17 protein-coding genes are annotated in these 19802 nt (G+C 35.8%); 6 read left to right on the forward strand and 11 right to left on the reverse strand.

Features of this window, described 5'->3' with window-relative positions; translation table 11 throughout:
• Positions 1-443: 443 nt before the first annotated feature.
• From H605_RS0109725 to H605_RS0109730, 3 genes are all read right to left on the reverse strand, one after another.
• On the reverse strand, positions 444-1703 hold the full coding sequence (locus H605_RS0109725) for a cytochrome P450 (protein ID WP_029054043.1): 1260 nt from the start codon (positions 1701-1703) through the stop codon (positions 444-446).
• A gap of 342 nt (positions 1704-2045) precedes the next feature.
• On the reverse strand, positions 2046-2201 hold the full coding sequence (locus tag H605_RS19735; protein ID WP_081657914.1) for an arginase family protein: 156 nt from the start codon (positions 2199-2201) through the stop codon (positions 2046-2048).
• A 123-nt stretch (positions 2202-2324) separates the two neighbouring features.
• A complete protein-coding gene (locus tag H605_RS0109730; protein ID WP_029054044.1) occupies positions 2325-2930 on the reverse strand; it encodes a hypothetical protein in 606 nt (201 codons plus the stop codon).
• Between the two features lie 638 nt (positions 2931-3568).
• Here H605_RS0109730 and H605_RS18405 point away from each other — a divergent pair.
• The gene (locus H605_RS18405; protein WP_051210542.1) at positions 3569-4393 is read left to right on the forward strand and encodes a conserved phage C-terminal domain-containing protein; all 825 of its coding nucleotides are present in this window, start codon (positions 3569-3571) and stop codon (positions 4391-4393) included.
• A gap of 145 nt (positions 4394-4538) precedes the next feature.
• Here H605_RS18405 and H605_RS17715 read toward each other — a convergent pair whose 3' ends face one another.
• On the reverse strand, positions 4539-5159 hold the full coding sequence (locus H605_RS17715) for a nuclease-related domain-containing protein (RefSeq protein ID WP_162141896.1): 621 nt from the start codon (positions 5157-5159) through the stop codon (positions 4539-4541).
• Between the two features lie 618 nt (positions 5160-5777).
• On the opposite strand from H605_RS17715, the gene H605_RS19225 reads away from it, so the two are divergent.
• Positions 5778-7514, forward strand: a complete 1737-nt coding sequence (locus tag H605_RS19225) for a GIY-YIG nuclease family protein (RefSeq protein ID WP_198040337.1) — start codon at positions 5778-5780, stop codon at positions 7512-7514.
• Positions 7515-7639: 125 nt separating this feature from the next.
• Here the strand turns inward: H605_RS19225 and H605_RS0109750 are convergent, their stop codons facing one another.
• The 7 genes from H605_RS0109750 to H605_RS0109780 form a co-directional block, all read right to left on the reverse strand.
• The gene (locus tag H605_RS0109750; RefSeq protein WP_156875519.1) at positions 7640-8080 is read right to left on the reverse strand and encodes a PH domain-containing protein; all 441 of its coding nucleotides are present in this window, start codon (positions 8078-8080) and stop codon (positions 7640-7642) included.
• A 330-nt stretch (positions 8081-8410) separates the two neighbouring features.
• On the reverse strand, positions 8411-9046 hold the full coding sequence (locus tag H605_RS0109755; RefSeq protein WP_029054047.1) for a hypothetical protein: 636 nt from the start codon (positions 9044-9046) through the stop codon (positions 8411-8413).
• A 264-nt stretch (positions 9047-9310) separates the two neighbouring features.
• The gene (locus H605_RS0109760; protein WP_029054048.1) at positions 9311-9571 is read right to left on the reverse strand and encodes a transposase; all 261 of its coding nucleotides are present in this window, start codon (positions 9569-9571) and stop codon (positions 9311-9313) included.
• A 95-nt stretch (positions 9572-9666) separates the two neighbouring features.
• Positions 9667-10272 carry a hypothetical protein gene (locus tag H605_RS0109765; RefSeq protein WP_029054049.1) on the reverse strand — a complete coding sequence of 202 codons (606 nt, stop codon included), beginning with the start codon at positions 10270-10272 and terminating at the stop codon, positions 9667-9669.
• 124 nt (positions 10273-10396) lie between these two features.
• Positions 10397-11107, reverse strand: a complete 711-nt coding sequence (locus tag H605_RS0109770) for a hypothetical protein (RefSeq protein ID WP_029054050.1) — start codon at positions 11105-11107, stop codon at positions 10397-10399.
• 131 nt (positions 11108-11238) lie between these two features.
• Entirely contained in the window at positions 11239-12609 is a 1371-nt protein-coding gene (locus tag H605_RS0109775) for an S-layer homology domain-containing protein (protein ID WP_162141897.1), read from the reverse strand.
• Positions 12610-12664: 55 nt separating this feature from the next.
• Positions 12665-14590, reverse strand: a complete 1926-nt coding sequence (locus H605_RS0109780; protein WP_029054052.1) for a DUF2075 domain-containing protein — start codon at positions 14588-14590, stop codon at positions 12665-12667.
• Between the two features lie 214 nt (positions 14591-14804).
• Between H605_RS0109780 and H605_RS0109785 the strand changes: the two genes are divergently transcribed.
• From H605_RS0109785 to H605_RS0109800, 4 genes are all read left to right on the forward strand, one after another.
• The gene (locus H605_RS0109785; protein WP_029054053.1) at positions 14805-15656 is read left to right on the forward strand and encodes a DegV family protein; all 852 of its coding nucleotides are present in this window, start codon (positions 14805-14807) and stop codon (positions 15654-15656) included.
• A 441-nt stretch (positions 15657-16097) separates the two neighbouring features.
• Positions 16098-17573: a spore germination protein gene (locus H605_RS0109790; RefSeq protein ID WP_029054054.1), complete on the forward strand. Its 1476-nt coding sequence runs from the start codon at positions 16098-16100 to the stop codon at positions 17571-17573.
• Between the two features lie 4 nt (positions 17574-17577).
• The gene (locus H605_RS0109795; RefSeq protein WP_051210543.1) at positions 17578-18720 is read left to right on the forward strand and encodes a GerAB/ArcD/ProY family transporter; all 1143 of its coding nucleotides are present in this window, start codon (positions 17578-17580) and stop codon (positions 18718-18720) included.
• On the forward strand, positions 18713-19801 hold the full coding sequence (locus H605_RS0109800) for a Ger(x)C family spore germination protein (protein WP_232321255.1): 1089 nt from the start codon (positions 18713-18715) through the stop codon (positions 19799-19801). The genes H605_RS0109795 and H605_RS0109800 overlap by 8 nt, the downstream gene beginning before the upstream one ends.
• The last annotated feature ends 1 nt before the right edge of the window (position 19802 follow it).

Raw genomic sequence — 19802 nt, forward strand, 5'->3', positions numbered from 1 at the left:
ACCCTTTTTACAGAATGAAGTGTTGAGTCTTAATTGATGAAAACTGTTGAAAGTTATTTATCGAAAACTGTTGAATTCTACTTGACGGTTACAACTTGTTTTGTGGAGTCTAGGATTTTGATGTATTTTTTCTTGTTGAATATCTTTTTCCTATTCGTTCACAGTAAACAGGACTTTCAGGAAATAAAGTATTCTATCAATTATGGCAATTGAATACATTCTATACTATATATTATTTTCGTATTAATCAAGGCTTCTTCACAAACGGTACCAGGTCCCCGCACAACTCTGATTCAATTCAGAATTGTTTCTGATTTGTGTTGGGACCTGGCACTTTCTTTTTCCAGTCAAAAAAGAGCTTCCTGATCTATTTTCGATCAGAAAGCTCCTCTAGTTATTTCATCCAACTAGTACCTACTTTTCGTGTTATACAGATAAACGGTTTACTCTTTGAACAACAATGCTTTGCTATTCGGATAAGTTGGGAACTGATTCATCGGAATCGTCCAATCTTGCTCCGGTACAGTAAATTCGTATTTATTCACTAACTGGTCAGAAAAGACGCGCAGGCTGTGAAGAGTAATCCATTCACCCGCACAACGGTGCATTTCTCTGAACTTCCCGCCACCTTGTGCAAGCATTTCATATTGCTCTTCATAAGAAATATCTTTCGCTTTCCCTACATATCGTCTACTGTCAAACTGATCTGGAGAAGCGATGGTTCGCTCATCATGGTTACTTCCGTAAAGATCCAGCACCACCCAGCTATCTTTCGGAATCAAGTACCCATCCACTTCTACATCTCTCACAGTAATCGCAGGTAGCATGGGGAAAAATGGATAGTAACGACGCATTTCTTGAATGAAAGAATCTTGTAAGTTGTCGAAATTAGCTTTCAACTCTTCAAAAATATCTCTCTTAGCGAAAAGCGCGTGCCCCATCAATGCCACCCAGACAGTTAATGCTACAGTTGGACGGATGATATTTAACAACTCAACTGCTGCTACTTCCACCGGTAACAATTCTCCGTCGAGATTAGTCGCATTGGCAAAAACATACAAAGCCAAATGTTCTTTTCCCGGAACGGGGTGCTTTCTTGCTTCTTCTATGAGATCCTGAGCCCATTTTTCGGACTCCTTGCGATCCGTCACTCCTTTTACATGATCAATTGGAGAAGTAACCGCGCCACTAATCATGGAAATTTGGTTTCTTGCAAGCTTTTCTACCATTTTTGTATCAAACTTTTCCAAGTTAATACCAGCCCATTCTGAAATGGTAGTAAACAACACTCTATTGGCGAGGTCAAACAACTCAAATTCACCGTGCTGTTTGTCTAGCTCCTTTGATACATTCTCCGCTAACAACTCACGGTACTCTTCCATTCTATCGGGAGTCATCAAATCCATGAAATAGTTCTTGCGATGATGGTGCTCTTCTCCATCTAACGTCTGTACACCGTCTTCACCAAACAAAGTTTTCAACACTGGTTTGGGCATAGCGCCAGTTCGTGTAAAGTACTCCGGATTATAAAATGTACGAGCAGCTTCTTCCCCGTAAATGGCCGTGATTTCCTTCGTTAAAAAACTAGCTTTTACAACAGGTGCACTCACGTCTTTACGCAACTCACCTAAAAGATTATATCCTGAATTGATCAGTTCCTTCACATCAGTTAATTTAACTTTTGTTTCGGGTACTTTTTTCATTCATTCTCACTCCTGTTATATTTTCATATATCACGTAGTAGATTCATGCGTTACTGTCTTATTACCTTATATGTACTCTGGTAAACATTACAATAACAATAGGTACCAGGTCCCCGCACAACTCTAGTTCAATTCAGAATTGTTTCTAATTTGTATCGGGACCTGGTACCCACTCAAAAAAGCCATGTACCGAATAAAATATATTCGCTGCATGGCTAGAGTAGTTTTTATTAGTTAGTATGGTTTTCTTGTTTTTTAGAATATGGCCCATAAAGTTCAGCATTGTCATTGCTGCTATCCAAGTCGTGGTGCCAGTAGAAACATATTGAGGAGCAACTTCAACTAGGTCGAAACAAATGATGTCCCTGCTTCAGTGATTTCAATTACAATGTCGTTTAGGAAATTGAATGAGAAACCCCTAGGCGAAGGAGCCCCTGTAACCGTTGCTAATGATGTATCAATGCAATCAATATCGATCGTAACATAGTACTTGATTATTGGCTGTGCGTAAAACTTTCATGATTGTTTACACATTCGTCAAAGTTTCTCACATAGGTACCTTATTTCATTTTCTAGATTAATATTTGGGTAGTATAAGTCATGTTATACTAAACACTAACATTAAACTAAATCAGATAGCTTATTTCTGACATCTTCTAAATTTTTATGTATATGAGTAATTTCGCCTTTAAATACTAATTCAAGACTTGAAATCTCTGTAGTGATTTTCTCTTTATCTAATAGGTAGCTATTAGCATTGTTTAGAGAGTATCTCTCAATACTATTCAATTTACTTCTAATTTCTAATATACTTTCGGTTCTTGGTAAGATTTTTTGCGATACGATAGGGCTAATTGTCTTTTCTAATTCGGTAACTTGAATATTAGCTTCCGTTATACATTGCTTTGTAGGTTCGAACCTATCCATTTTTTCTCTCAAATTATTTAAAATACGCAAACAGCTATTTATGTTATCTATAACTTCTGGAGCCTCTTTTTCTAATTTCCCTAACTTATTCAGCTCATGTAATTTAGATTTAAACTCAGATTTTTGTTTGCCTAATAAATTTTCATATTCCTTATTTTTCTCATCTATCAGCCTATTCATCTCTAGCACTTTTTTTTGGTATTCTTTTTTATCTTTACGCGTTACTATAATAGTGCCAAAACTAATTATCAATGACAAAACTGTACATATATTAACTATATTAACTATAATAACTTCCATATCCTATGCACACTTCTTTCTAATCCTCTAATTAAAGATACCTGTGCGTCAAACTTTCATGATGGTTTAAACAGTCACTTTTGTTTCTCACACAGCTAACATTTTTATAACATCTTCTTTCCAGTAATCCCATTTTTCCTGGTTATGTCTATCATAAGCTAAAAGGACTGAAATGTCTGTACTATGTTATTTCCTATTAGTGAAATATACCTGTGTGTAAAAATTACATGATTGTTCAAACATTCATGTTTATTTTTCTACGAATAGTGAGACCGTACTTCATCGCTAACGTAGCCAATTCAAACTATAATTTTTTTTCATTTCTTTATTTTCTTATCTTTACGCACTTCTTCTCACTATAGACGTAGGTTATTGTATATAGTTTCATTTTATTTTCAAGAACTAAAAAACGATAAAGCAACTGATTTCCACAGTTTCTCTATCGTATTGGTTAATAGGTACCTTATTCATTAATGCGTCTCCATAACGGAACTTGCAACATTCATTCAGAAATACTATATGCGCCCTATTATCTATTTAGAAAGACGATGTATCCTTTTCTAGAAAACTCTCTATATGAAGTATGAGGAGTACTAAATAGATACTCTTACAACACTTTACTCTAGGGGGACCACCATATGAAATTATTAATTAACGAAGATCCAATTCTATTATTACCTTCATTGGCAATGAAGGTGGGATTAAATGCTGCGATATTCTTGCAACAACTTCACTACCGTTTAAATATTTCAAAAAATATCCGCGACGGTCATAAATGGGTGTTCAATACATACGACGACTGGATGGAAGAATTTCCGTTTTGGTCGTTAAACACGATTAAACGGATAACGTACGACTTAGAACAAAAAGGTTATCTGATTTCCACTTCCAAGCACAATAAGATGAAAATCGACAACACAAAATGGTACCGAATCGATTATGAAAGACTGCCATTTTCGTATACGCCAAATGAGATATTGGTAGACCCAAAAGTGGACACTCCACCACCCCAACATGAGACGACTGTCAACTCACACTTGGATGCTGTGCAAACCCATACTGGTACGAAGGCGTATCCCACTATGGGACGGCCTATAACCAAAGAACTTAAGAATAAAAAGAATAAAACCATTGTCGAGAAGAATCTCTACGTCGCACATTCTGTGATCCAGTACCTAAATGACAAAACCGGAAAACATTTTAAAGCAGAGTCCGCTGCTACCCGTAAATTCATCAACGGTCGAATCAAAGAAGGCTACACACAGGAAGACTTTATTCGTGTCATTGATCTAAAGGCCAAGCAGTGGTTGAACCACCGTGAATTTAATGCGTTCCTTAGACCATCGACTTTGTTTAACGCAACGAATTTTGAAAACTATATCAATGAACTAGGCGTGGCCAAGAAACCGGATATAGAAATATACATACCACCGGTTCTTGATTTTAGTAGTGGTGAGAGGTAAGTAATAGTTCGAATAGTAATGGAGCTATCAAGTTCACACAGAACTTTGTGAACGTCACATGAGCGTGAAACTTTCATGATTGTTTCACACCGACACGTTATTTTGCTTCGTCTACTACTTTCACTGTATCTACCACTCCACTACTTTACTTCCTTTCTGGCGTGGCGTTATACTTCTTCCGCACCTGCTGCAAGTGCGCTTTCCTGATCGACTTCTTTTCCTCTTTCGGAAGATCTGCAAGCTGATCTAGGTTATTGATTATACTGTTCATCTGATTGTCAGTGAGACGAGGTCTATCATCTTGCTTGATTGCTTTCACCAATCCACGATAATGGACAATATCAGCTGACCGAAACGGTTCTTTGAATTTGAATTCGACCACATTAGAGAAAGCGATGATGGAGCATACAGGCAGATTGGGCAAGTTCAGATGGCTTTTGAGCGCTTCTATGTGACCATAGTTCTGCCTTATCGGATTGTAGAATTTCTGTTTATTTTTATAGATGACCTGAGTCCAGTATTTCTGATTTTCACTGCCGAAGATCCATCCTTTATAGTGTTTGGTTTCGATGACGTGCAGGCCATATTTAGAGACGACAACATGGTCGATCTGCGTCAATCCATACTGTGCGTCCTCGACGTAGAGATCATGATAAGCCTGGTACTCTTCGCCTAGTTTTTTGAGTCGTTTCTGCACGATTCGCTCACCGACAGCGCCTCGCCATTTTGGCAATTGCAACTGAACGACGGTGATTAGAACCACCATGACAACGAGGAACCAGAAGGCTTTCAATTTTAGGATATATAATAGGGTGGCAAAAAATAACTCCATTTTGTATATGCTCGCTTTCTATATCATATCTATTTACTTGATACTCATATATTACCGTGACACCAGAAGTAAGTCACTATACTCTCGTTAAGACATTTTTGAATTAGATTCTACTTCTCCTTGTTACTTATCCAAAATAATCCCCTCTAATTAAATTTTGAATCGAAAAAGTGAATAGTACCTGCGCATGAAACTTTCATGATTGTTTAAAAATTCACGTTTGTTTCTCATACAAATGGCATCTTTAATGCCTGATATTTTCTAACAAATAGCACTAGGTCCACCTATAAATCTAAATCGATTCAAAATTGGTTCTGATTTTTGCGGGAACTTATTCTGACCTTCAGATAATAACGATAAAAAAGCTTTAAAAATATATAACCTATGTCTCTTAATTATCTATATTGTGACATTTATCTCTTCAGTTCACAAGAACTGGTATAATAGTTTCATATACTGTAAAAAGTATCGTATTTCTGCATAAACAAGTCGATTACTATCAATTGATGTTGTTGGTTACTACTATTCGAAAAAATGAAAGGGGTTTTTGTATTGAGTAAAAAAGAGTTAAAGAAACAACTGCCTGACGACCTACAGACATTATCTTCCCAAAAGTCATATGACAAATTAAAATGGTTTGAAAAGACATGGAGCGTATTATTAATTATTCTATCTTTACTCGCATTCGTATTCCCAGAGGCAATATTTATTGTTGGCCCTATAATTGCTTGGAAGTTGCGGAAAGCAATAAAGAAGAACAATAAAGTTTTTGAGGAATATGAAGTGCTGTTCACTTTAGAGGAAGATAAGAATAGGCAATTAGATATCTTTAACGCTGAATTGAAAGAGTTAGAAGATAAGATTACTAACAGTAAAGAGGAATTAGATTTCATTAAAGATGAGATTGTCAATAGTAAAGAATTATTTGGACAACGTAAAGAAGAATTTAGAAATGAAGTACGAGATGAAATGAACCAGCAGATTAAGGAAGCAAATACTGAAGCTGAAAAGATTAGAGAAATTGCAGCTTATGATGCAGCAAATATACTAAAGGATGTTCAAAAATATATTGATGAGCGCAATCAACTATTGGCCGATAATGAGAAATCCGAAAAACAATTGAAAACAAACACCAACAAAATTATTAAAGCAAAAGCAGAAATACTGGGAATCAAAACACTGACTGATCGTTTTCCATCCGTCATTGATTATTCTAAGTTGGAGGAAGAGGTACGTAAAGTCAGTCAATTTTATGACGAAGAAAGCTTGTTGCAAAATTTGATTGAGCTTAATTGTCATTATAAAAACTCGAAAGAACTCAGAAAAGAAATGACCCGTAATAAGCGGGAGATGAGCAAAGTACTGGATACCTATGTTGACCGTTATACAACCAAGGGAAACAAGACTATTTATCAGTTAATGGTAATAGGCCTGCAGGCGGAATTACAAAACATCTTATTTACACTTACTTACTCAAAACTCGAAGAAGCACAAGATAATGTTCGTACTTTAGTAAGAAAATACTTAACGATCTGTGCAGACGGCAATAATCAAATTTTACCTACAATCACTCGTTTTCTAACAGAGATTGAACCAATCTTCTTGGAAGCGATAGAAATAGAACACCACTATTATGCAAAACGCGAACGTGAAAAAGAGGAGCAGCAAGCGATTCGTGAACAGATGAGGCAAGATGCCGCTGAAAGAAAAGCACTGAAAGAACAACAGAAAAAGCTGGAGCAAGAAGAAGCAAAGTTCTTAGTTGAAATGGAACGAAACAGAGAACTACTGTTATCTGAAACGGATACCGATAAAATTTCAAGCCTAGAAGCCCGTATTCAAGAGTTGGAAAATCAGCAGAATGAACTTGAAGCGAAGAAGGAAGAAATCACTAGACTTGCAAATGGTAAAGCCGGATATGTTTATGTGATATCCAACTTAGGTTCATTTGGAGATAACATGTTCAAAATCGGCATGACAAGAAGGTTAAATCCACAGGAACGCGTTGATGAACTGGGAAGTGCCTCCGTGCCGTTCAAATTCGATATCCATGCTATGATTTTCAGTAATGATGCAGTAGGCCTTGAAAATCAACTACATCAACTATTACAAAAACAGCGAGTCAATAAAGTAAACTTGAGAAAAGAATTTTTCGAAACAACTGTTCACGAGTTGCAAGAAGTAGTAGAAGAAATCGATCCGACTGTAGAGTTCAAAACGACACTATTAGCCCAAGAATATTATCAAAGTCAAGAATTGAAGGAAGAACAATTAACTAATGTTGGATGATTAAAGAGTTGAAAAGCTCCTTCGAATGAAAGGTACCTACGCTAGAAACTTTCGTGATTGTTTAAACTTTCACGTTTGTTTCTCACACAGGTACCTTATTTTATTTTGGTGTAGGGATTTTTAAATTAGGTAAGTTCTTTCAATATTGATGCCTTCATTTTATTAAATTCATCTTCAGTAATTGCTCCTTCAAGTTTTAGGTTTTGAAGTCTTTTTAAGCGGACAGTAAAATCGTCGTTAATTATTGTCTGCACATTTGATTTTTTATCTAATTCATCAATCTTTTTTCGAATCAAATCGGCAACTATTTCTGATTTAGTACATTGAAACTTCAATGCTTTTTCACCGGTTGAGTTAATAGTCATAGTTTCATATAATAATCGTTTTGAAAAGTCAACGCCTGCAATTTGCTTATATAAAAAGGCGTTAACTTCTCCTCCTATTAATCCTTTATTAAATCCTACTATTACCTTTTTTGATGTTAAAACAATTAAACCTGTTCTTACACCTTTATGTTGTTGAATTGTTTGCAAATATTCTATTGGTTCTCCTTCATCTATTGTCATATGGTTAAAAACTAATGAACTACTTTCATACGAATGTATATTTATATTTTTTTTATGAATTACACTTCTGCCTTCCCTTTTTAATTGTTCGAATGTCTTATACAAAAATAATCACCCCAATTTAATTAATTTTCATTATTTTTCTGAATGCCATTGTCCATACGCTTCAGCAGCTCCAGCCGCAACTGTCCTACATACTCACTTTCTAAATCAGAAAGTGAAGGTGCATGAAACTTTCATGATTGTTTAAACATTCACTTTTGTTTCTAATTTAGATACCTAAAGTATAATTCATATATCTTTACTACTATCAATTGTTTTTACAAGTTTCTATTTACTCTCTAAATCACTTCTCATACTATCAATTAAATTTTTACGAGCTAAATCGATATCATTTTCTAACGGATCATCTCCATCTCCGGCAGGCGATCCTGAAATGAATACATTGTGTATAATAACATCAAAGTTAATTAGAGCATTTCTAACGTTTTGTCCTGCATAAAGATCAAAAATCGATTTTCCAGATTCAGAAAATGACTTGTACTTATCCCTTGCTTTGTAATATTCATCTTGAATCCTAATTATCCTCTTTTTTGCATATTCTCGATTTGATATTCTCACTTGTAAATCATTTTTTTGTTCAAAGTTATTATCTAGATTATCTAACTGGTTTTTATAATCTTCAATTTGAATCTCTAATGATATTAACATAGTTTCAAAATTCTCTAAGGAATATACAGGAGCATATTCAATATTGCTCAGAACATCACTTGGTGATTCATTAGGATAAAAATTGATTGTGGAGATTAAGGAATGATATACTTCTGTTAGATTGTCACGCTTTGATTGAGTTTCTTTTTGTCTAAGATTCGAATCCACTTTGAGTTTAGAAAAGTATATATTAGATATTTGACCTATTAGTGTAAATATGGAACCTAAAAGTGCTGCTATCAAGGTTTCAGACATACTATCCCTCCGTCATTAAAGGCACCAGGTCCTCACACAACTCTAGTTCAACTCAGAATTGTTTCCGAATTGTGTGTGGACCTGGTACTTGCTTTTCAATTTTTATGCGCGCTCAAATTGACTCGTTCTCTATTACGTGCGTTGATTGCACTTTATGGAAGGATTGATAGTATGTACTTCTTGGTATGTCTAGCACGTCACATAAAACTTGAATCGGATGGTTCCCCTTTTCCTGTTCGATATGGTCGATAATCTCTTGGTCGGTCACTTTTTCGCGAATATGGTCATAGCCTTTTTTAGGATTTCGACCTCCTGTTGAAGGCGAAGGTTTTCCTTTTGAATCTCTGCAATTTCAGCAGGAGTTAGACCGCCTCCATTTTCAATTGGGGAATGAGCTTTGATCCATTTATAGATTGTTACTTCAGATACACCATATTCGTGGCTGAGATCACTCACAGATGTGCCAGACCTGTAGAGTTCGACGATTGTTTGTTTGAATTCCTGGTTATAACGTTTTTGTTTCATTCCGGACACGTCCTCTCTATTTAGTAGGATAGAGACTTAACTAACTTGTGTATATACATCTATACTAGCTCCAGTATCTTATTTTCTTATTTAATCTACTCTTTATTCATGACTCTTTGATACCTTTTAAAAGCTTCTTTATCGTTAACCATTTTCAAAAGTTGTGTTTCATATTCATAGGAAATTCTTTGATTTTCTAAGTTTTCATCTTTAGAGACAGTTTTTTGAGAATCAATCATACTATTTACAAGTTGGGTTAATGGTTCGCCAATTGCTTGTTTATAATTGAAACCGAGAAGCTGGAGAATATTAAATGTTTCTTTTGATAGTAAGGGTTTAAATATCTCAAGCTCATTCTTTTTATCTTCTGCATCTCCTTCCGTACCTTTATCTGTATTTTCTTCCGTATTAGGAAGGAGCTTTTCGAATAATGGAATGATATTAGTTGTGATGTACTCAATATCATCTTCCGAAATTTTTTGAGCTACCAATTGTTCATCATATACTTGTGCGATCTGAATCAAGTCATTCTTATCGTCAATTAAATCCTGTATTATTTCCTCCAAAACATTAATTCTTTCTTTATCAGTATCTTTCTCTTTAGATATACTCATTTTTTCTCTAACCGCTGCTGCGCCTTTTTGGGTTAGATACTTAGCTAGCTGTGTGCTAGCCTGTATTAAATCGGGATTATCAAACATAATATTCCTCCTTATTTGGGATTAATAATCTTGAATTAAGGTATCTGCACATAAAAATTTAATAGTAATTTAAACATTCAGTTTTTTCTCACAGGGCTACCTAATCTTATTGTTTCATGCTCCTTTAATCAAATACACCTTGATCGAAGTTCTCACTTTCAATAGACATACCTTCGCCATTCCGTTGCATATTTAATTTATAAACTGTGTCGCCTTCCTTTAGATATGGAGCTTCCCAAAAGACTGTCACTTCGTTAATATCAGGCTGGTCAGCTAATGTCGCACCTAAATCTTGGCCATACAGAGTGACCATATCTTTCGTTGTCTTGGATCTGTTCTTTGCATCAAATGATAGGTAAGCAAGAACGATGTATCCTTCACCTTTTCCCGCATCTTCGTTCACTGTTATTTCCTTGATTGATGTCGAATCATAGTCTGACTCCACTTTATCTTTCACTACTTCCTTGATTTCGTCCGTTCGTTCTACTTCTTGTTTTTCAATTGGCTCAACATTTTGTTTTTCCGGATCAATAGATTCGGACTTCGTTACAATGCCTCTTTCGATAACTGTATCTAATTTATCATCCTTGAAAAGTAAAGAAACATATGAATCATCTTCAATTCCGTTCTCTCCTACGTACTCATATTCTACCATGCCAGCAGCATCGATTTCTCGTATACTTTCAGGTTCACCGCCGACAACTTTCTTCACGTCATCCACTGACATGCCTTCTTCAATTTGCTTAAATTCATCCGGTGTGATGGTAGTAGTTTCTTCACTCCCGCACGCCGCGAGTAATCCAGCAGTTAATAATATTGCTAATAGTTTCTTCATATTTAAATCTCTCCCTACTGAATATTGTGACCGCAATTTAAACAAAGATACCTCTGCGTATAACTTTCTTTATTATATCTAACACAGGTATTCCTTTATTGACTGATGATAAATATTTCATTAAGCTTCACTCACTTAGTAACACTCACAAAAAATTCATGTGCACCTTCCCAAGAACCATTAGGCAAAATATGCACTTTAAGTGTTCCTTCTTTTATAAACTTTCCTGTATCGTAATTAACAATATCGGTGTCCATTGTATACATGACTCTTACTCTATAGTCTTCTAGATAAGATGTCTTTTGAATGAAGTGAAGTTTTTGACCAACTTTTGCATATATAGTGTCAAATGCCTCTATATTGCTGTGGATGATATCGTACTGGTCTTGATCATACGTAATTACAATATCATTTTTCTCTGGTTGAACAATACTAACGTCTGTCTTAAGTAACTTACCATCAGCCCATATATAAGCTACTTTCGATTTGTCTCCTTCAAATAAATTAAGCTCTCTATTTATTACTTTGTAGTTTCCTTGATAGAACGCTGAAGGTATTTCCTCGACGTGGAAACCTGAATTAGATGTATAACCTAGAACTCTGGCAGTTAGCATTGCTGAACTACCTTCTAAAGAATAAATCAGCACTTGATTTTCTTTTTGATTTTTCCCTATTGATATTACGTCCAAGTATACATCATCATAGTCTCCTATTTTGTATTCAGTAGACACTGTCCAAGTCTTTTTCATTTTGTCATATGTTAAAACTTTAAATTGAAAACGTAACGCACGTTCATAGGCAGATTTATGTCTGTATTGTGCAACGTATTGGATTGTAGAAGAATCATTGTCGAAATTAGCTTGTTGAAGATCTGTTAACTTATAATCTTTTGCAGCAAAATTAGAAGCTTTTTCAAATGCGCTTCGTGGTGTATTAGGATAAACGAAAGCTGGACTATCATTTAGTCTCTTGAAAAAGGCAGATATATGTTCTCTTTTCAAAAAGTCGCCGCCACCAAAATCCTTGTATCTATTCGAACTAACACCTTTTCCAGTTGTAATACCTGCTTCATACATCCAGTCAACAGCTTGTTTTTCAGAAACTTTATTTCCAGTCGCCAAAGTTGCAAAAACCTTCGCCACATCGATACGTGTATACGGACGATTTCTAACCTTTTCATCTTTAATACCTTTGATAGGTAAGTTATAAGACCCGATATATTCATACACTTCTTCTCGTTCAAATCCAGGGTATATATTATTTGTAAGTATAGGATTTAAATAACGTGTCAATATTATAGTGAACTGTGCCTCCGTCAGATTATTTTTGGGTTTGAATGTACCATTGTCATAGCCTTTTAACAGATCGTTATGAGTAGCCCATTCAATTGATGTGTAGAACTGATTGGAAGGTTTAACATCTCTAAAACTATCATTTGCTTCAACTGGTGCAGCTATAATAAAGACTAACAAAAAACTAAATATGCTAATTATTTTTTTCATAAGTATATCTCCTCGTATATATTTTTGAAGTGCGGTTATTTTTTTTGCTATCATACTAATAATCTTCTCGATCATCTACCAAATAAAGCAACTGCTCCTGATCCCTACGATTCGCTGTCACTCTCTTCAATCGGTCCTTCAAATAAGACTGCAACTCAGGATCAGTGCAATAAATAAAACATCCCTTTTGCCCCCGTGTCATCAACGTACGGTACGTATTTCTGATAATCGGGTCAGCCACCTCATAAGCATTTTCAGGATCTTCTTTAGCTAGCTTCTTAATACCTCTCAGTGATTGATCCGACTTTGCGCGCTTAGTAAAATCCGTGACCAGTTTCCCGTCCTCCACGCGGAGATCGTCCCCTATAATCACACCGACATAGTCAAACTCCAGTCCTTGAGCTGTATGGATACACCCGGCTTCACGAACAGACGAGTTCTCTATAGCCCACGTATTTTCTATGTTCCAACTAATACCGAAATCATGCTCCGGAATCGTAATGTCAAAATGATCTACATCACGCCGATTGGATTTCGGCCACTCCCAGCAGTACCCCGCCATCAGACGTGATTTATTGTTTCTTTCATTCAGCTTTTCAATTTCCTCAAGCATTTCATTCGGATCATCGAAAATCCTGAAATCGTAGTCCATCCCCATATCATTGATGTTTGCAGTATGTCTAATTTGCAATACATCATCCAGCCATGCAATATAGCCGTCTGATCCGCCACAACGGAATTGTGACACTAGCTCACGTGAGATAATTTCAGCACCTAGTTCTTTTGCATATTTCTCGATCGTTTCTATACTGCCAATATCGTGTATGGTAACTTTCTGATGTTCATCAATAAAGAAAATTGTAAATTGAGAGCCTTTAATTAGTTCTTTAACTTGATTCTCTCCTAAATTACGAAATAAGCCTGACTTCTCATTTAATCGATGAGCTTCATCGACGATTAAAATATCAAATTCATTTGACTCTACTTCTGTAAAGCTGCCAGATCCTTTGAAGAGATTATCAATATGGGACTTTTTAAAATCCTTTTTCAGCTTTGTAGAATAAATATGCCGCGGCGCAGCATTCTTCGTTACATACATCGCCACCAGTTCTTCAGCTATCAACTTCACCATTAAATTAATAGCCAGCACAGATTTACCTGTACCGGGTCCCCCTTCCACTATCATCACTTGTTTAGTTCCTGTCCGGATACTATTGAGCGCTAAGTGGAATGCCTCTTCATAAAACACTTTCTGCTCATCGATCATGATGAACTCTTCATTTCCTTTTAACATATTGTTCAATGCATCCTGAAGAGATTTTGACGGTCGGATTCTACCATTTTCAATCTGATAAATTAAATGATTGCGGTCACCTTCGCGTATGTACTTTTTAATGAATGTCCGCAACTTGGAAATTTCACCTTTAACAAAAACAGGTGCTTTTTCTAGATGTTCTGCATAGTGATCATCTGTTAACGGATCATTATCTGTTTTTCGATAGTTATGTAGGTAAGCACACGGTTCCAAACGAATTTCTTGTTGCTGTACGTTTTCATTGAAATCCTCAATGAGAGCCGCATACGACCATGCCTGATAGGAGGGATGGACGACTTCTCTAACGCCTCCACCGACATATGTGCGAACCAACGCATCACGGGATGGTACTTTCTCTACTTCTTCCCACTGCTTTAATTCTACAATGACTACATGATCTTGCGTCCCGTCATTACCCGCAATAAGAAAGTCCACCCGCTTGGATGTATTAGGAATGTTGAATTCAATAGCGACTGCTGCATCGCGCGGTATATCGTCATCCTGCATCACATTGGACATTTTCTGCAAAGAATTTTCCCACGAACGAATCTCCGCTTTACTCGTTCTCCCTATCTTCTTTTGATAGGAGCTATATAGACGATCAATCAACAGTTCATTTACGACATCACCAACAAATTGTTCTTTAGTCGATTCATATATAATCAATACATCACCCACATACTTGATATTTACGTTCTATCCACATCCTACCATTATAATAGAATAGCGACAACACTTGACAAAATAATCAGTATACTAGGAGGAACTACACTCCTATATATTTCATAAATCCAAACATATATCATCTCTCTATCCTGTATAGTTAAACTAAACTCAATATCCACACACCCAATAAAATACGAACTGGAGGCGACACATAGTGAAAAAAATCATCCTAACAACCGAAAGCGGTGCTGATCTACCAGAATTTCTTTCGAAGAAACACAACATCCATGTAGTACCCATGCACGTCATCATGGATGGTCAGGACTATTTAGACGGTCATCTACCCGTACAAGAAATATTTGATTTTTATGACCGCACTAAAAAGATACCTTCTACCGCCGCCACTAACACCCATGAGTATCAAGAGTTTTTCAAAAAGATTCGAACAGAATTTCCTCATAGTACAATCGTTCATGTAGGGTATACATCAAAGGCGTCTGTTTCCTATCAAAATGCGTTAACAGCAGCGGAAGATGTAGAGGATATTTATTTAATCGATGCATTAAACGTCACAGGCGGATTAACTGCGGTGATTATGTATGCGGTTGCTCTGCTGGAGGAAGAACCTGAAATGGATCCTGTCCACTTGCTAGAAAAGATCGAAGCAAAGGTTCCAAAAGCGAGACTTGCCTTTCTTCCGGGTAGCTTAGATTTTTTACGGGCTGGCGGACGAGTCAGTAATATGGCGTATCTAGGCGGGGCTTTGTTAAAAATCAAACCGTGTATTGAATTAGTGGAAGGGAAGCTTGTTTCGACTAAAAAATATCGTGGGAACATGAGCAAAGTGGCTGAAAGTTTACTGCTAGACTATTTACAGCAATATGACATTGATCGACAACAAATATATTTCATATACTCTATCGGCCTTAGTGAGACTATTAAAGAACGGATCAATGACATTGCAGGAAAAAAAGGATTCGAGAATAGTCTTTGGATTGAAGCGGGTGCGATGATTTCGTCACATTCTGGTCCTGGAGGATTTGGGATTGCGGGGATAGAGGTTTAATATCAAAAAGGTACCTGTGTTATACAGGTACCTTTAATTATGTTGAGCTCTATCTAATAAAACACAAATACCGTCCTCAACAACAAACGAGCTCCATTGCCATCAGTGAAGGTATTTTCCAACCCGCTATGGAGAATTGCAGCTTCGTACACAACTATAGATCGGTTACTTGTTTTTCATAAAAGAACTCTCATCTAAACCCTTACTGAATATAATCCCAAACATCTTCGACAGATTCATAACAGAAAATATTAGACAATAACAGCCCCAATTCAATCGAGTCCGCTCGCATTATCGCTTCTTTAATGTCTACTTGTGCCTCTGCATCTTATTAATTTAGTTTCGTATATTTCAAGCTTAAAAAGCCAACAATGGAATTAATATCGAATTTTACCGTTCTTCCAAAAAATTCTTTTTAACATATAGAAGTGAGGAATGTACATGTTTTGGAAAAAACAATCAGATGAAAATAAGCCTGTTTCTCAATCAAACGCAGAATCAGAAATATCAATAGAGACTCTAAAAAAAGCCCTCGTTCAAATGGATGATGCGGAATTTGTGGAAATTAACATTTCTGAAAATCAACATGTTGATCTTATCTACGTAAGAACTCTGATTGACCAAGAAAGATTAAATGAAAGCATTCTAAAACCTTTATCTAACTGTTCCAAACAATTCATTCAGGAATGCAATGTTCACTCAACAATAAGCCCCATTTCCACTTTTAATGAGGCAAAAAAGCAGCTGTTTAAAGGTTCTGTTTTGTTATTTGACTCTTCGTCAAATCTTTGGTTCGCTATCCCTTTAGAAAATCCACTTGGACGTGCAATTGAACCATCCGATACTGAAACCATCCTTTTAGGAGCAAAAGACAGCTTCAGTGAACAGCTAGAACAAAATATTACGCTCATTCGTAGACGTCTTCTAACACATGATCTGAAAACAGAGAAGTTCACCGTTGGTTCTTTAAGTGAGACAAATGTGGTTTTATTGTACATAGAAGGGCTGACCAATCCAGAATTTGTTTCAACCGCCAAAAAGAAGATTTCGGAAATTAATTATGATCTCTTATCTGATTCTTCTCAAGTAGCGGAATTCATGGAGGAACATCAAGATAGTATTTTTCCTCAGTTTCAGCAAACTGACCGACCTGATGTTGTTGCTTATTCTCTGGGATCAGGAAAAATTACGATTCTGGTAGACAATACACCTTTTGCTCTCGTTGCCCCAATTACTTTTTTTCATTTGTTCCAATCACCAGAGGATTATATTAATCGATGGGTAGTTGCCAGTTTTTTGCGCATCATCCGATATGTAAGTTTTATTCTGTCTATCACATTGATCCCATTCTACGTGGCATTAACAACTCATCACTATCAAATGATTCCTTTACAAACACTTTTCGTCTTGGTGGAGTCAAGGAGCAAGCTTCCGTTCACTCCTTTTTGGGAAGCATTTATCATGTTGATTTTTATTGAAATTATAAAAGAAGCAAGTTTAAGGATGCCAACAAAGACTGGTCAAACGCTTGGGGTTATTGGGGGCATTGTAATTGGTCAAGCAGCAGTTGAGGCTGGTATGGCAAGTCAGGTGTTAATTGTCTTGGTAGGGATTTCAACTATTGGATCTTTTCTTGTTCCTAATTACCTTGTGACAAAGGCGAATTCATTGATTCAATTCATTCTTCTTATATTTTCTTCGTTTCTTGGGATAGTAGGGATTGTTTTGGCAATGATTATCATTTTAGCCCACCTTAATGGCTTGTCTTCACTCAAGCAGCCATATTTATCTCCTGTTGCCCCTTTCTACGGAAAAGATTGGCTTGACCTATTCATTCGAGGGCCTTTAGTCAAAATGAAAGAGCGTCCAGAACATCTTAAACCTCTGAAGATGAAGAGATATCAAACTAGGAGATGAACTGATGGAAGCCCTTCAATTATTTAATAAGAATGAAACCTATAATGGGTTCTATGTCATGTTGATGGTAAATCGCCTCCAAATGCTTTACTTTTTTTTGATTATGCCAAGGTTTTTGATCCATTCATATATGATTTGGGTGATTATAGCGGTCGGCATATTGTCTCAACTAAACATTCTTCTTTTATCCAAATGGTTTTTAACCCGGATTTCTAGCGAAGGGTACAACGGATTTGTCCAATTATTCGGAAAAAAACTTGTACGACTCCTCTCATTCATCGGGTTGTTCTTTATCCTGCTTAAACTTTTCGTGATCATGTTAGGATTCTCGGAAATGGTTCAAATATTTATGTTTCCAGCTACAGATTCAAATTGGCTGATCTTTTTTATTATGTTGTCTTGTTTGTATGTAGCATGGAAGGGCGTTGAAAAAACTATACGTTTTGTCGTGATTTCATTTTTGTGTACATTTTGGATGTTCTTATTCTTTGCTTTTTTCTTCTTTCCTCCAATAGCTCAACTCAGTGATTTGTATCCAATTATTCCAATGGAATTAAGTGTGAATTCCTGGAAAGGAATATTTTTAATTTTATCTTCATTTTCAGGGCCTGAATTTCTGGTATTTTTGGGACCGTGGTTTAAAACAAATAATAAGACATTTCGCTATTTGTCTTATGGCAATGCTCTAACCGTTATAGAGTATGTATTCTTATATATGGCGTCCTTATTCTATTTCGGTTCCAATTATTTAAGCAAAAGTCAATTTCCAGTTGTCACTATGGCCCGTTATTTTCAAAATCCAGTAATTGAACGTATTGATATGGTCATGCTTTCTTTAGAATTATTTAACATCGTCTTTGCGGTTTCAATTTTTCTACTGTTGTTTTATGGAGCATCTAAAATAGCTAGTGGGAAAATGGAGAGACCACCCAGTCGAGTAGGCTTTTTATTCAGTGTATTCATTATTTTAATTGGAATGATTCTTGTGAATGAATGGATTTGGAAGTCAGATGAAAAGCAGGTTATTTTACTTAATCTTCAAATTTTAGCAGGAAGCTTAAGTTACTTAGTGGTTCCAATTACTATGATCGTAGTGATGAAGATAAAGGGGGTTAATAAACATGAGACTACGAAAGAAGATGGCTAAAAAATTGTCAATCATATTTATGGCGTTATGGTTAACTGGATGTGCCCCTTTTACTGAAAATAACATTATTGAAGAGCTTACTCCAGTGACATTTTTATCACTTAGTAAAGGGGATGAAGGTAAAATAAAAATCAGTACGATTTTGCCTTCTCTAAGCAAAGAAAAAAAGAGTGTAGTGACGCAAGAAGTAAGCTTAATAAAGGAGGTACTAAGGAGTTTTAATTTAAACTTCTACCAGGAAATGAAATTTGGGCAAATGCGAATGCTGATAATTAATGAAGACCTCGGAAGAAACGAGGGGATTATGTCCATTATTAATGTGTTATTGACTGATCCGGATATTTCTTTGAGAATCTATTTAGTTATCGTAAAAGGAAATTTTGAAGAATACTTGGAAAATCAATTGGACAAACAAGAAAATCTTGATTACTCTTTTTACCAAATGCTGAAGCACTATGAGGAAAAAAATCAGGGAGAATTAAGTGTCGTTAATCTACATGAATTTAAAAATTTGTTATATACTCCTTATTCAGATCCTTTCTTACCTGTATTCAAAATAGAAAATGACGCTATCAGCTATAAAGGTACAGCCCTGTTTCAAAATGATAAACTAGTTGAAATACTAACAACTTTTGATGATCGTATCTTCCAACTGTTACACAACGATCACTACTTAGCAGTTTTACCGATTCCAAAATTACAAGTTGTTCTCGGTCATGTTAGGTCTAAAACGAAAGTGGATATCAATAAAAGCTTGTCTACAATGACCTATACAGTGAATATAGACTCAAGAATTGAAGAATACCGGGGAGAAAAGCAATTATTTGACCCACAGGATTTAGAAGATTTTAAAAAAGATATCCAATCCAATCTTGAAAAACAAACACAAGAACTAGTAAAAAAGATGCAAGAATTGAATGTGGATCCATTACAGCTAGGCATTCATACATTAAAACCATTCTCAAAACCAATGGATGAAAAAAAATGGATTGAACTTTACAAGAAGATGGACATTAAAATAAAATACAATATTAATATTAATCCTTTGACGGATGCAAATTCAAAAAGGCAAAACCTTTAAT

This window comes from Sporosarcina ureae DSM 2281 (genome assembly GCF_000425545.1).
GTDB classification, from domain to species: Bacteria; Bacillota; Bacilli; order Bacillales_A; family Planococcaceae; genus Sporosarcina; species Sporosarcina ureae.